The sequence below is a fragment of the Brevibacterium gallinarum genome, from assembly GCF_014836885.1.
Classification (GTDB): Bacteria; Actinomycetota; Actinomycetes; order Actinomycetales; family Brevibacteriaceae; genus Brevibacterium; species Brevibacterium gallinarum.
Map to the genome: position 1 here is coordinate 349,819 of NZ_JACSPY010000002.1, position 13,056 is coordinate 362,874.

Genomic DNA, 13,056 nt, shown 5'->3' on the forward strand with positions numbered 1-13,056 from the left:
CTCAGACCTTCTTGAGGATGTCCTCGAGCTGGTCGAGAACGATGTTGGCGGTTTCATAGCGGTCCGGGAAGAAGTACTTCACACCGAACGCATGGCCGGCTTTGACCGAAGGCAGCTGCTGATAGGTGGGCACGCCTGCGAGTTCGGCAGCACCGGCACCGGGTTTGCCGTCAAGGCCCATCTCGGTAAGGATGATGGACTTGTCGCTGAGCTTCGTCAGCTGCTCGGTCGACAGATCCGTGCCGTTGCGGTCCGTGATCCCGGCAGACACCGGATCGAGCTTTCCGCCCATATCGGTGATGATGCCGCCGAGCCACGAAATCCTCGTGTAGACCGAGACGTTCCCCTCGAAATGATCGATCGGCGCGAAGGTGTATTCCTTGAGCTTGTCGTCGTAGGTCCCCTTGATGTGGTCGATCTTCTTCACGTACTCTTCCTTGGCCTGCTTGGCCTTGTCGCCGGACCCGACGATCTCGGAGATCTGTAGGCTGGCATCCTTGGCGTGGGTGGCGCCTTCAGCAAGGATCATGACCGTCGGCGCAATGCCCTTGAGGCGCTTGTACTCCTCCTGGGCCTGCGGAGAGATCTTCTCGTCCTTGCCGGCACGCACCGTGCCGATGAGCAGATCCGGTTTCTGCGCGGCGATCTTCTCGTACTCCCAGCCATCGGAGCCGAGCACTGCCGGCAGGTCCTTGACCTTCTCGAACTCCTCGGGCAGCAGCCCGTCCGGATTGTCACCGCTGGCTGTGGCCTTCGGTGTGATCCCCGCAGACAGCAGCGGGCCGATAGCACCCTCCAAGGCGACAACCGACTTAGGCTTTGTGGGCATCTCGACCTTGCCGAAAGCGGTTTCGACGGTCTTCGTGGCACCGTCCCCCTGGCCGTCGGCATCCTGTTTCCCGGCTGCGTCTCCGGCTCCGGAGGAGCAGGCTGACAGGACGAGCGCAGCTGCTGCTGCCAGCAGTGCGACGCCCGTGCGTGTTGCGACTCTCATTGCATTCTCCCTTTGTGTTGGGTTTCGTGTAGTGCGGTGTGGTGGATGGGTCTGTGGGGCCGCTCAGGAGGCGGCCGGCTCGTTGACGTCAAGAACGTCCAACAGATCGTCGACGGTGCGGGCTGTGGCGATGTCGGCGAAGTCGAGGTCCGGGCGGACAGTGCGCCAGCGATCGGTCAGACGCATGAGCCGGATCGAGTCGATGCCGAGGTCGAAGATCTCATCGGCCCCGGTGACAGGTTCGCCGTCGGCGGCTTCGCTCAGCTGCGCGAGGACCTCGGCGCGGTTGAGGGGTATGGCGGTCACGGTTGCTCCTCTGCGGTTGTTACGGGCTGAATGGTCTGGATGGGCTGAGCGGACGCGCTGCCGCGACCGGCAGTCCCGCCAGCCCCGCCAACGGCAACCGCAGCGCCACCGGCGATCGCACCGGTGACTCTGCCCTCACCGGCAGCGCCCGTACGCGGCAGCACAACAGGGGCACCGGTGTGCGGGTCGGCGATGACCTCGGCGCTGAGCCCGTAGGTTTCGGCGAGCAGGTCCGCGGTGAGCACCTCGGTCGGTGAACCGAAGGCCGAAGTGCGGCCGTGCTCGATCACGAGAAGATCATCGGCGAAGGCAGCCGCGAGGTTGAGATCATGCAGCACCGCAATGACGGTCCGTCCCTCCGCTGCCAGCGAGCGGCCCAGACACAGCAGATCGGCTTGATGGGCCAGATCGAGGAAGGCGGTCGGTTCGTCGAGCAGCAGCACGGGGGCATCCTGAGCGAGCACGAGGGCAAGCCAGGCACGCTGCCGCTGCCCACCGGACAGATCCGTCAGCGAGCGCTCCGCGAGGTTGGTAAGCGACAGCCTCTCGATCGCAGCGTCGGCGGCTGCATGATCACTCCGGCTCAGCGGCGCGAACGGCCGGCGGTGCGGTGTCCGACCGCGTTCGACGAGCCCGCGCACACTCACCCCTTCGGGTGCGAACGGTGACTGGGGCAGAAACGCCACCTGCTGGGCGTAGGACCGCCGCGACATGCGCCGCACATCGGCTTCGTCGAGCGCGATCCGGCCCTGGCAGGACAGCTGGCGGGCCAGGCAGGACAGCAGCGTCGACTTCCCGCTGCCGTTGGGGCCGATGACAGCGGTGAACCTGCCGGGCTCAAAGCATGCGTCGATGTCGTGCAGCACCGGCACTTTCGGGTCGTATGCGGCAGAGATCCCAGCGCAGCTGAGCGTCGGTGCGGTGGCCTGCAGAACGGTCATGAGGTGAGATGGGCAGCAGCCACCGGGGCGGCATCCGGCAGTGCGGTGTGGTGGGCTGGCAGGTGCGCGCTCACAGTCCGCTCGGCAGCTGATTCAGCCGGTGTATCCAGCAGCGCTGCGGTGATCTCACCGGCGCGCAGCGCCACGTCCGACAGCAGCGTCGCAGCGATCCCATGCTGGTGGCCGGTGACGCCGAGGGCGAAGAGCCGACCGGTGTCCGGCCGATCCCACTGCAGCCGGTAGTCCCGGGTGGCCAGCACCCGCCCGGCATCATCGCGCAGCAATTCATCGCCTGCCGGTCCGAGGAGCTCGGCAGGGTCCAGCGGCCGGTAGCCGGTGGCCGACACTACCGCATCAGCGGTGATGACGGTGCGGCTGCCGTCGAGTTCGTGGCCGATGGCGACCGTGAGCCGGGGCGGCTGCCCATCTCGCTGTGAGACCGATTCTGCGTCCAAGGCGCCGGTCACCGTTCCCGAGGCAACGGTCGCCTCGGTGATCGATTCGATCCGGGAGGCATCGTGGATGACGATCCGCTCATCACCGGCCCACCGGTCGGCGTACTGCGCGTCGTAGAGAGCCTGAATGGTGTTCTCATGCACGACGGAGTAGTTGGTGTTCCGGTGGACGGCGCTGAGCCTGTCGCGCACCTCGGTCGGGGCGTAGTAGAGCCGGTCGACGGAAGCATGGTCGAAGATGCGGTTGGCGTAGGGCGTGGCGTCCGACGGGATGAGACCGAAACGCGAATGCACCAGGTGCACCCGCGCGGCGGGGAAGCGCTCCCGCAGATCAAGGCACACCTCAGCCCCCGACTGCCCACCGCCAATGACGACGAGCTCAGTCCTGGCAGCTCGCCCTGCCTCAGACACATCGCCTGGCTGCCGATCACCTGGCTGTGCATCACTGCCCTGCTCATCGATCGGCAGCGTGCCGATCCGGTGCAGATAGTCAGCGGAGTGGATGAGCCGCTCATGGATGCCGAACTCGGCGGGAGTGTAGGGCTGCAGCCCGCAGGCGAGCACCACATCGCGGGCCACATAGGTGCGCGGTCCGTCCGGGGTCTCGGCACGGACGATATAGCCGATGATGCTTTCACTGCCAGCGCTGGCACCGCCCGCGCCGGCACTGTCCCCGGCCACCGCCTCGGCGGCGGTGTCACCGGCAGCGGCGATCGGCTCGATGGAGGTGACCCGGTGGGAGTAGCGCACCCATTCTCCCAGCTGCTCGGCAGCCCACTGCAGGTAGGCGGCGAACTCGACGCGCAGCGGTTCGGAGGAGCCGCGGTTGAAGAAGTCCTGGATCCGGTCGTGTGCGACGAGGAAGTTGAGGAACGACAGCTGCGAGCAGGGATTGCGCAGGGTCACGAGGTCCTTGATGTAGCTGACCTGCAGGCTGGCATCGGGCAGCAGCATGCCGGCATGCCACTGCGGGCCGGCGGCAGCGTCGAGGAACACCGCGGTGGGTGCTTCACTGGCAGGCAGCTCGGACAGTGCGGCGGCAAGCGCCATATTCGCCGGCCCGAAGCCCACGCCCACGACATCGACGACGGTGGCATCGTCGGGTGCGCAGGCGGCTGCAGCGGTGCGGCTGATCTTTCCAACGGGGGTTTGGGGCAGTTCGGTCACGAGGGTGAAGGTCTCCGGAATTTTGTAGTCGGCCAATGAGATGTCGCGCAGATGTCTGCGCAGCACGCGGGAGCTGAGCGCATCCTCCCAGCCGGGCCGCGGCACGATGTGGGCTTCGACGCGTTCGCCGAGCACCGGGTCTGCAGCTCCGCGCACCCGTGCATCGGACACTCCGGGGTGGCGCATGAGCAGGGATTCGACCTCGGCGGGGGCGATCTTCTCGCCCCCGCGATTGATCTGCTCCTTGACTCGGCCGACGACGCTGATATCGCCGTCGGGTGAACAGCGCACGAGGTCACTGGTGCGGAAGAACCCGTCGGCGGTGAACGATGCGGCATTGACCTGCGGGGCCGCATAGTAGCCGGGGATCGTGTAGGGCCCGCGCACGAGCAGCTCCCCGGTCTCACCGGTCGGCACTACGCAGCCGTCGGCATCGACGACGCGTACCTCATCGGCCGGCGACATCGGCCGGCCCTGGGTGGTGGCGATCAGATCGGCAGATCCGTCCAGCGGTGTGTAGCACACGAGGCCCTCGGCCATCCCGTAGACCTGCTGCAGGGGTGCGAGTTCGGCGCTGACCCGCCGGGCGGTCGATTCGGCCAGCCGCGCCCCGCCGATGAGGATCCGCTGCAGACCGGCCGGTGGACGCAGCCCGGAGTCGAGCCAGCTGTGCACCAGCGGTGGGACGGCCTGGATGTGGGTGACACGATGTGCGCCGACGGCGGCGAACACGCTGTGCGCATCGACAGCCGGAGGGATGACGACGTGCCCACCGGCGGCGAGTGCGCCCATCCAGCCGGGTGAGGACATGGGGAAGTTGTGGGCCAGCGGCACCGCGGGCAGCAGCGCGGTCGCGGCGTCGAATCCGCACACGGTGTTGGAGCGCAGGAACGAGTAGATGTACTCCCGGTGGGCGCGCGGAATGAGCTTCGAGGCCCCGGTCGTGCCCCCGGAGAGCTGGAAGAACGCGAGATCGGCAGCACTGGTGGCCGGTCGCGTGTTCGCCGTGCCCGAGGCGGTGGTTGGCAGACCTGCCGCAACCGCAACTGCGGCCGCCCCCGCGGCGGTGGCTGGGTGCAGGTGATCGTCTCCCCAGGCCACGGTCCGCAGTCCCGGCACTACGGATTCGACGGCAGCGGTGAGATCCGCAGCAGCGGCAGACGACAGGCCCGGCAGCGGTCCGAGCAGATGGACGGTGGCGCGTGCGACGGTGGCGAAGTGGGTGATCTCCTGCACCCGGTGGGCCGGCAGCGCGAAGACCGGGATGGCGCCGATCTGCAGCAGCGCGATGGCGGTGACGATGAGGTTGGGACTGTCGGGCAGGTGCAGCACGACGCGGGTGCCGGATTCGATGCCGTGCGCGCGCAGCTGGGCGGCGGTGGCTGAAACGAGACCGGGCAGCTGAGCGTGCGTGATGCTCATCGATGCGTCGGTGATCGCCGGGCGGTCGGCCGCATCCGCCTCTGCTGCCGCGGCGAGCAGCACCTCATCCAGCCGCTGGTCTCCCCACAGCCCAGCGGCGATGTACACCTCGGCCTGGGCAGCGGGGTGGCGCAGGAAATCCGGGTCCAGCGGGTCCGGTGTCGGTGGGCCGAGGTGTGCCGGCAGGGTGGGCCGCCTACCGCTGTCCTGCTGTGCGTGCTGGGTCATCGCAGTCCTTCCGCCGCGGCGAGCATGGTGCCGAACTTCGCTGCCGTCTCGGCATGCTCGGCAGCCGGATCCGAGCCGGCGACGATCCCGGCGCCGGCGTGAAGTGTCAGCCGTGTCGGGCTCAGCTGAGCCGAGCGCAGCACCAGTGACCACCGGCCGTTGCCGTGGGCGTCCGTCCAGCCGACCAGCCCGGAGTAGAACCCGCGCCGGTGCTGTTCGAGCTCGGTAATGAGATCAGCCGCAGCCGCTGCAGGGGACCCGCAGACAGCCGGAGTCGGGTGCAGGGCCAGCGCTGCGGCCAGGGCGGACACACCGGGGGTGAGCCTGCCGGTGATGCGCGTGCCCAGATGCCACATGCAGTCGGTGGCGAACAGCTCTGGTGCGGCTGGGCTGGAGAGATGCTCGGTCAGGTCGGCCAGCGCCGCACGGATGTGATCGACGACGTAGGCGTGTTCGCGCAGATCCTTCCCAGCGGTGCAGAACTCCGGTCCCGGCGCCCGCTGACCGGCCAGCCGGGGCCGCGATCCAGCCAGCGGATGGGTCATGAGGGTCCCGTTGTGGACATCGGCGACGACCTCCGGGCTCGCACCAATCCAGTACTGCTCATGCGGCAGACGGGCGTGGAAGACGTCAGCGGTGGGATTGGCGGCATTGAGGCGGTGCAGCAGTGCGGTGAGGGCCTGCACCGGGGTCAGCTGCTCAGCCAGAGGTAGGCGCATTCTGCGGGCGAGGACGACCTTCTCAACCCGTCCGGCCGCGATGTGCTCCAATGCCTGGCTGACTGCCGTCCGGTAGTGCGGTGAGTCCGGCACTGCTGCCTGGTCGTGCGGGGTGCCGGCACTGTCAGCTGGTCGGCGGGTCTGCGCGGGTAGCGGGATTCGGCGCGGGGTGAGGGTAACATCGTCTGTAAGCCGCAGACAGGCCGGTTCAGAGGTGTCGAAAGGAATGAGCCCGCAGACGATATGCGCTCGACCGGATCGTTTCGTGGCCGCCGTCAGCATTTCCGTCACGGCATCGGCAACCTGCGTATCGCCGTCGGCGAACACCGGGGTGAGAAGCTGCCCGCCGTGTGCCCGCAGGGTCCAGCCCTGTGCCGCGAAGGAGAAGTCCGGGATGGAGGTGTCCGAGGCTTGGTTGTCTGCCCGGATCGGCAGCGTGCCGCCAGCGGCGGAGGCCGGAGTGATGGTGGTCGTTGTCATGGGGTTGTCGCACCTCCGTCGACGGTGAGCTCTGCGGCAGTGACGTGGCAGGCGGCATCGCTGAGCAAGAAGGCTGCGACCCGGGCGATGTCGGCGGGTTCGGCGATGCGTCCGAGAGGAATTCCGGTCCGGAACCGGCTGGGGTCGCCGGCGATCGCCTCGGCGGTGCGGTCGTGACCGTCCCATAGCCCTGCAACCATGTCTGTCCTGGTGGTGCCCGGGTTGACGACATTGCATCGAATACCGGCGTTACCGAGTTCCAATCCGAGGCTGCGCGTGAAGTGCGCGGCAGCGGCTTTTGACGCACCGTAGGCGGCGAAGCCGGCGCGCGGCACGCTTCCGGCATTCGACGCAATGGTGAGGATCGATCGGTCGGTGCCAATGCTGGTGCCGTCCCCATCCGGCGTGGGCTGCTGGGCAAGCATCGTGCGAGCAGCTGCCGTGGACATCTGGATGACACCAGTGAGGTTGACGCTGACGAGCCGGTCGATGTCTGCGCGGCTCAGATCCACCGCCTCACCGGTGACGAGCACTCCGGCCACATTGGCAAGCGCTCTCAGCCGGTACGCTGCGGCTAGCTGAGTGAAGAACTCAGCGACTGCCTCGGCATCAGCGACGTCGAGGCAGTGACGCTTCGCCCGGCTCGGGGCATTGAGGTCTGCTGCGGTCCAGGCGGAATCGACGGCGAGAACAGTGGTGCCCTGTTGGAGTTCGGCTGCGGAGGTGAGCAACTCGGTCAGTGCTCGCCCGATCCCTCGTGCCGCTCCGGAGACGACGATGGCGGAGGTGGGCGAAGTGGCAGGGCGGACGGTCATACCTTCACAGCGCCTGACATCGGTCGGACGCGGGCGAGAGCGTCAAGCACCTCTGCGCTCACTGTCACCTGCCCGCAGCGGGTCCCCACGTAGTCGAGGGCCATCTGGTGGTCAGCGGCGCTGAAGTCTGCCTGGGCGTCGGCGACGAAGAACACCTTGATGTCGTGCATGAAGGCGTTGAGCGCTGTGGTAAGACAGCCGATGTGTGAATAGACGCCGGTGATGATGAGCTGATCGCGGTCGTGGTTGCGCAGACGATCGAGCAGATCCGTGCGGTGGAAGGCCGAGTACCGCCACTTCGTCAGCACGATGTCATCAGGTTTGGGTGCGAGTTCGTCGATGATCGCAGCAGCAGCCGGAGTCGCGAGCCCGGTGCCCCAGAAATCGGTCAGCAGTCTCCTGTCAGCTGCATGCTGTGCAGGCGGCTGAGCGGTGTAGACGATCGGCACGTTGGCTGCGCGGCACGCGCTCGCCAGATTCGCGGTCGCTGCAATAGCAAGTGTGATCTGGGAGGACGGGGTTCGGTCGAAGGCGTCGACGAAGTGGTTCTGCAAGTCGTGTATAAGCAGCATGGCGCGAGCTGGTTCGAGAGTCCACGCGGTCCGATTGACGGCTGCAGGGTGTGCATCGAGTGCATAGGCCGGGATGGAAGGAAGCGGCATAGTAGAAACCTCGGAAGCGTGGCGGTCAGTGAGTCTCAGGCTAGGTTTACCTTACCATGGTAAGGCGATACTAACAAGCTTTCGACGAGACTCATAGAAAGTCCCCGCGAAACACTTCCACCGGGCAGCAGGGCGCGCCGACGATGGGGTCATGGCCGACAAGGACGTTTCGATGACCACGAGAATCGAGATCACCAAGAAATACGCCACCGCCTACACGAGTGCTGGCATGTGAACCGTCTGTAAGTGTTGGTGGTGGCTGGCCTGGGGCTGGCTGGCAGGGTTGGTGCTAGTCACGCGGCGCTCGTTGTGACTCCTGAATCGTCTGACCCCATGTGGGTGTCATACCCGGGATCTGTCCAGCGGGCGCTGGGTGCCGGCGTCGCCCGTGGCCCACAACGATGGCTTGATCAGAAGCATGTCCACCACAGCGATTGCCTTGTGTGTGGTGTGGCTCATTACAGGCTCGCCTCGTCGTGACTTCTCACCCGGGCTGACGCCGGCAACGACGTCCAACCCGATCAGTGAGGAGAACATCGCATGTCCAGTCTGCCCGCCGTCGTGGCCGATCTCTACCGGTTCGTCGTCGGGGTCGACACTCACGCCGCTACTCATAGCTACGCCATCGTCGGCGCGCCGAACGGTACGTTGAGCGACCAGACAACCTTCCCAACGACCCCGGCGGGCCTTGGGGCTGGTGCAGGGATAGGTGACAAATGATCTGGCTCGGTGACCCCGAGCCTGGAAGGATTGTCATCATGCCCAAGCCTTACCCGAAGGAGTTCAAAGACGATGTGGTGCGTGTTGCTCAGCAACGCGATCATGACGTCACGATCGCTGAGGTCGCTAAGGACTTCGGCATCCATGAGGGCACGTTGACCAAGTGGATGCGCCAAGCCGATCTGGACTCCGGTAACACTGGCCCTCCTGCAGTGCCTTTTGTATGCATACAGGTGTGCAAACGTTTGCATAATCGTCGCGAGGGCCTCTGCGTGTGTCAAGGGTCCGATTCAGATTGTGAGAACGCATGGTCAGGCAATCGGTGCCGGGGGTGAGCCGACAGCAGAGGGACTGCATGCAGCGGCCCCGGCGGATGGGAGAACCATTTGCCGGGGCCGCGTACAGGGGTGGGGCGCCGGTCAGGTGAGCTTCGGCTGCTCAGACGCCCTGCTGGTCAGGTCATCTGGCGGTCAGGGCCGCGGGAGGTCGAGGAAGTTGCCGGTGCGCCGGTCGATCTTCTGGCCGGTGGCCTCCTCATGAGCCTCGATGTGCAGACCCGACTCCCAGTGCTCGGCGCCCGGGATCGGGCACTTCTCCGGGATGTAGACCGGATCCTTGCCGGCCTTGCGCTGGGCCTCGAAGTCCTTGAGGATCTTGAACGCCGGACCCTGGATGAGCAGGATGCCGATGATGTTGAGCCACGCCATGAGACCGACGCCGATGTCGCCGAGCGTCCAGGCATCGCCGGCACCACCGACCGCACCGATGACGACGGCCACGAGGATCGCCAGCTGCAGCAGGCGCATGAGGACGCTGCGCAGCAGCGTGTTGCGCGAGTTGCGCAGCAGGTAGGACAGGTTCGTCTCGGCCATGTAGTAGTAGGCCACGATCGTCGTGAAGGCGAAGAACGCCAGCGAGACCGCGATGAAGCTCGCACCCAGGCCCGGCACAATCGTGTCGAAGCTGTGCTGCACATAGCCCGGACCGGCCTCAACACCCTCGGGCAGACGACCGCCCTCACCGACGAGCGGGCCGCCGTCCTCACCCTCGTAGACGCGGTACATGCCGGTCGACAGGATCATGAACGCCGTTGCCGTGCACACCAGCAGCGTGTCGATGTAGACCGCACCGGCCTGCACCAGGCCCTGCTTGGCCGGGTGGGAGACCTCTGAGGCGGCAGCGGCGTGTGGGCCGGTGCCCTGGCCGGCCTCATTGGAGTAGATGCCGCGCTTGACGCCCCAGGCCACAGCCTCGCCGATGACGGCACCGAAGGCGGCGTTGACGCCGAAGGCTGAGGAGAAGATGAGCGAGATGACCTCGGGGATGGCGCCGGCGTTGATGATGACGACGATGATCGCGCCGATGATGTAGATGACAGCCATGAACGGCACGACGATCGAGGCGAAGTTCGCGATGCGCTTGATGCCGCCGATGATGATGAACCCGAGCACGATGACGATGCCCACAGCCGGGATCCACGGCTCCAGGCCCCACGCGTTGGCCATCGCCGAGGAGATGCCGTTGGCCTGCACGCCGGGCAGCAGCGAGCTCATCGCGAAGATCGTGACACAGGCGAAGATCGCGCCGTAGAGCTGGAACAGGCCCTTGGCCTTCGTGTGCGCGTACGCCTTCGCCAGGTAGTAGGCCGGGCCGCCGCGGTACTCGCCGGTGTCGCGGTCGCGCTCCTTGTAGATCTGGCCGAGCGTCGACTCGACGAACGACGTCGAGGCGCCGAGCAGGGCGACCATCCACATCCAGAACACCGCGCCCGGCCCGCCGAGCGCGATCGCGGTGGCGACACCGGCGATGTTGCCGGTGCCCACGCGGCCGGACAGCGACACGGCCAGCGCCTGGAAGGACGAGACTCCCGAGGAGGAGCCCTTGCCGGTGAACATGTAGACGAAGATGTCGCCGATCCGGCGGATCTGGATCGCCTTCGTGCGGATCGTGAAGAACACGCCCACGCCCAGGCACAGGTACACGAGCACCGGCGACCAGACGAGGTCGTTGAGCAGACTGATGATGTCTGACATGAAAAGACTCCTTAGGAAATCAGCCCAGCCACCGTCTCGGGAAAGGCGGCGGGATCCTCCGGTCCCGGGTGCGGGAGGGGAGAGGGGGCAGCGGCGCGCACGATCGCTGTGCGCGGCATCACACAGAGAGATTCAGCCACACTCCGCGGTGTGTGTCAATTCACTGAGAATCGCACTGACCCCCTGGCGTCATGACGCTCGTCCTGGTACTCACCTGATCCGCTGTCGAGTGTCCGCAGGTGCGGGGAAGTCCCGTGCCCACGGTCACACTTCGATTGCGATCTGGGATATACATGGTTCAAGCCGTCGCCTCGTGACACCGCAGCACTAGGATGACGTCTGCTCCACTCCTGAATGACGAAAGGCGCGTTCATGTTCCGATCACGCAAGCTGCTGGCCACCGGCGCAGCGCTCGGCGCGGCAGCGATGGTGCTGTCGGCCTGCTCCACCTCGACCACCGGCGGCGGTGGCGAAGGCGAGTCCGGTGATGCGCTCACCATCGGCACCACCGACAAGGTCACCGTCCTCGACCCGGCCGGCTCCTACGACAACGGCTCCTTCTTCGTCATGAAGCAGGTGTTCCCCTTCCTGCTGAGCTACAAGCCCGGCACCGCCGACATCGAGAACGACATCGCCGAATCGGCTGACTTCACTGATCCGAAGACCTTCGAAGTCAAGCTCAAGGAGGGCCTGACGTTCTCCAACGGCAACGAGCTGACGTCCTCGGATGTGAAGTTCTCCTTCGACCGCCAGCTGGGCATCGCCGATCCCAACGGCCCGTCTTCGCTGCTCGGCAGCCTCGAATCGGTTGAGACCCCGGATGACCTGACGGTCCAGTTCAAGCTGAACAAGGAGAACGACCAGATCTTCCCGCAGGTGCTCGCCGGGCCGGCCGGCCCGATCGTCGATGAGGACACCTTCTCCGCCGACGAGATCACCTCCGATGACGAGATCGTCGACGGCGACGCCTTCGGCGGCCCGTACAAGATCGGCTCCTACCAGTTCAACGAGCTCGTCGCCTATGAAGCCAACCCCGAATACCAGGGCGCGCTCGGCGAGGCCAAGACGTCCAACGTGCAGATGCGCTACTACTCCGACGCCAACAACATGAAGCTCGACGTCGAGAAGGGTCAGATCGATGTGGCCTGGCGCTCGCTGTCGGCCACGGACATCGAAGACCTCGAAGGCAGCGACAGCGTCGACGTCCACCAGGGCCCCGGCGGCGAGATCCGCTACATCGTCTTCAACTTCGACACCATGCCCTTCGGTGCCAAGACCGACGAAGCCGATGAGGACAAGGCGCTCGCCGTCCGGCAGGCGATGGCCGATTCGATCGACCGTGAGGCCGTTTCCGAACAGGTCTACAAGGGCACCTACACCCCGCTGTACTCGCACATGCCCACCGAGCTGCCGGCGGCGAAGGAATCGCTCAAGGAGATGTACGGCGACGGCAACGGCGGCGCTGATGTTGAGAAGGCCAAGAAGCGCCTCGAGGACGCCGGTGTTGAGACCCCGGTGGAGCTGAAGCTGCAGTACAACCCCGATCACTACGGCCCGTCGTCCGGTGATGAGTACGCGCTCATCAAGGACCAGCTGGAGTCCACCGACCTGTTCACCGTCGACCTGCAGTCCACCGAATGGGTCAAGTACGCCGAGGACCGCAGCGCCGACGTCTACCCGATGTACCAGCTCGGCTGGTTCCCGGACTACGCCGACGGTGACAACTACCTCGTGCCGTTCTTCTACAACACCGAGGAGAACCCGTCGTTCCTCGCCAACCACTACACCAACGACGAGCTCAACGAGCTGCTCAAGGAGCAGGGCTCCGAGGCCGACGAGGGCAAGCGCGCTGAGGAGCTCGGCAAGGCGCAGGACATCATCGGCGAAGATCTGCCGACCCTGCCGCTGCTGCAGGGCAACCAGATCGCCGTCGCCGGCAAGGACGTCAAGGGCGTCGACGAGACCCTCGACCCGTCCTTCCAGTTCCGCCTGGCGCTGTTGGAGAAGTGACGCCCGACTGAACCGCGCACCGCAGCCGAGGCGGGGATCCCACCAGACCCCCGCCTCGGCTCCGGTCTGCCGGGAGGCGAGAGACGCCTCGGCGGCGGAGACCA

The 13,056-nt window shown here is 66.1% G+C and carries 12 protein-coding genes; 2 read left to right on the forward strand and 10 right to left on the reverse strand.

Annotated features, from left to right (window positions below; genetic code table 11):
• Position 1: 1 nt before the first annotated feature.
• From H9634_RS03760 to H9634_RS14425, 9 genes are all read right to left on the reverse strand, one after another.
• A complete protein-coding gene (locus tag H9634_RS03760; protein ID WP_191725434.1) occupies positions 2-994 on the reverse strand; it encodes an ABC transporter substrate-binding protein in 993 nt (330 codons plus the stop codon).
• A 63-nt stretch (positions 995-1,057) separates the two neighbouring features.
• Complete coding sequence (locus H9634_RS03765) at positions 1,058-1,300, reverse strand: phosphopantetheine-binding protein (protein WP_191725435.1); 243 nt, start codon at positions 1,298-1,300, stop codon at positions 1,058-1,060.
• Complete coding sequence (locus tag H9634_RS03770; protein ID WP_191725436.1) at positions 1,297-2,241, reverse strand: ABC transporter ATP-binding protein; 945 nt, start codon at positions 2,239-2,241, stop codon at positions 1,297-1,299. The genes H9634_RS03765 and H9634_RS03770 overlap by 4 nt, the downstream gene beginning before the upstream one ends.
• Positions 2,238-5,513 (reverse strand): SidA/IucD/PvdA family monooxygenase, encoded by a 3,276-nt coding sequence (locus tag H9634_RS03775; RefSeq protein ID WP_191725437.1) that lies wholly within the window; start codon positions 5,511-5,513, stop codon positions 2,238-2,240. Before H9634_RS03775 ends, H9634_RS03770 begins: the two co-directional genes overlap by 4 nt.
• Positions 5,510-6,712, reverse strand: a complete 1,203-nt coding sequence (locus H9634_RS03780; protein WP_191725438.1) for an isochorismate synthase — start codon at positions 6,710-6,712, stop codon at positions 5,510-5,512. The genes H9634_RS03775 and H9634_RS03780 overlap by 4 nt, the downstream gene beginning before the upstream one ends.
• Entirely contained in the window at positions 6,709-7,527 is an 819-nt protein-coding gene (locus H9634_RS03785; protein ID WP_191725439.1) for an SDR family oxidoreductase, read from the reverse strand. Before H9634_RS03785 ends, H9634_RS03780 begins: the two co-directional genes overlap by 4 nt.
• Positions 7,524-8,099 (reverse strand): isochorismatase family protein, encoded by a 576-nt coding sequence (locus H9634_RS03790; protein WP_225210537.1) that lies wholly within the window; start codon positions 8,097-8,099, stop codon positions 7,524-7,526. Before H9634_RS03790 ends, H9634_RS03785 begins: the two co-directional genes overlap by 4 nt.
• Positions 8,100-8,531: 432 nt before the next feature.
• Entirely contained in the window at positions 8,532-8,792 is a 261-nt protein-coding gene (locus tag H9634_RS03795; protein WP_191725441.1) for a hypothetical protein, read from the reverse strand.
• Positions 8,793-8,806: 14 nt separating this feature from the next.
• Complete coding sequence (locus tag H9634_RS14425) at positions 8,807-9,055, reverse strand: hypothetical protein (RefSeq protein WP_225210588.1); 249 nt, start codon at positions 9,053-9,055, stop codon at positions 8,807-8,809.
• Here H9634_RS14425 and H9634_RS14985 point away from each other — a divergent pair.
• On the forward strand, positions 8,948-9,244 hold the full coding sequence (locus H9634_RS14985; RefSeq protein WP_225210538.1) for a transposase: 297 nt from the start codon (positions 8,948-8,950) through the stop codon (positions 9,242-9,244). The genes H9634_RS14425 and H9634_RS14985 overlap by 108 nt on opposite strands.
• Positions 9,245-9,379: 135 nt before the next feature.
• On the opposite strand, the gene H9634_RS03805 is transcribed toward H9634_RS14985, so the two are convergent.
• A complete protein-coding gene (locus H9634_RS03805; protein ID WP_191725442.1) occupies positions 9,380-10,942 on the reverse strand; it encodes an alanine/glycine:cation symporter family protein in 1,563 nt (520 codons plus the stop codon).
• A gap of 372 nt (positions 10,943-11,314) precedes the next feature.
• Here H9634_RS03805 and H9634_RS03810 point away from each other — a divergent pair, with 372 nt between their 5' ends.
• The gene (locus H9634_RS03810; protein ID WP_191725443.1) at positions 11,315-12,952 is read left to right on the forward strand and encodes an ABC transporter substrate-binding protein; all 1,638 of its coding nucleotides are present in this window, start codon (positions 11,315-11,317) and stop codon (positions 12,950-12,952) included.
• The last annotated feature ends 104 nt before the right edge of the window (positions 12,953-13,056 follow it).

Bases quoted from the DNA above. Each gene is read 5' to 3' on its own strand.
- H9634_RS03760 (WP_191725434.1), bottom strand. From the start codon at position 994: ATGAGAGTCGCAACACGCACGGGCGTCGCACTGCTGGCAGCAGCAGCT.
- H9634_RS03770 (WP_191725436.1), bottom strand. From the start codon at position 2,241: ATGACCGTTCTGCAGGCCACCGCACCGACGCTCAGCTGCGCTGGGATC.
- H9634_RS03775 (WP_191725437.1), bottom strand. From the start codon at position 5,513: ATGACCCAGCACGCACAGCAGGACAGCGGTAGGCGGCCCACCCTGCCG.
- H9634_RS03780 (WP_191725438.1), bottom strand. From the start codon at position 6,712: ATGACAACGACCACCATCACTCCGGCCTCCGCCGCTGGCGGCACGCTG.
- H9634_RS03785 (WP_191725439.1), bottom strand. From the start codon at position 7,527: ATGACCGTCCGCCCTGCCACTTCGCCCACCTCCGCCATCGTCGTCTCC.
- H9634_RS03790 (WP_225210537.1), bottom strand. From the start codon at position 8,099: ATGCTGCTTATACACGACTTGCAGAACCACTTCGTCGACGCCTTCGAC.
- H9634_RS14985 (WP_225210538.1), top strand. From the start codon at position 8,948: ATGCCCAAGCCTTACCCGAAGGAGTTCAAAGACGATGTGGTGCGTGTT.
- H9634_RS14425 (WP_225210588.1), bottom strand. From the start codon at position 9,055: ATGGATGCCGAAGTCCTTAGCGACCTCAGCGATCGTGACGTCATGATC.
- H9634_RS03805 (WP_191725442.1), bottom strand. From the start codon at position 10,942: ATGTCAGACATCATCAGTCTGCTCAACGACCTCGTCTGGTCGCCGGTG.
- H9634_RS03810 (WP_191725443.1), top strand. From the start codon at position 11,315: ATGTTCCGATCACGCAAGCTGCTGGCCACCGGCGCAGCGCTCGGCGCG.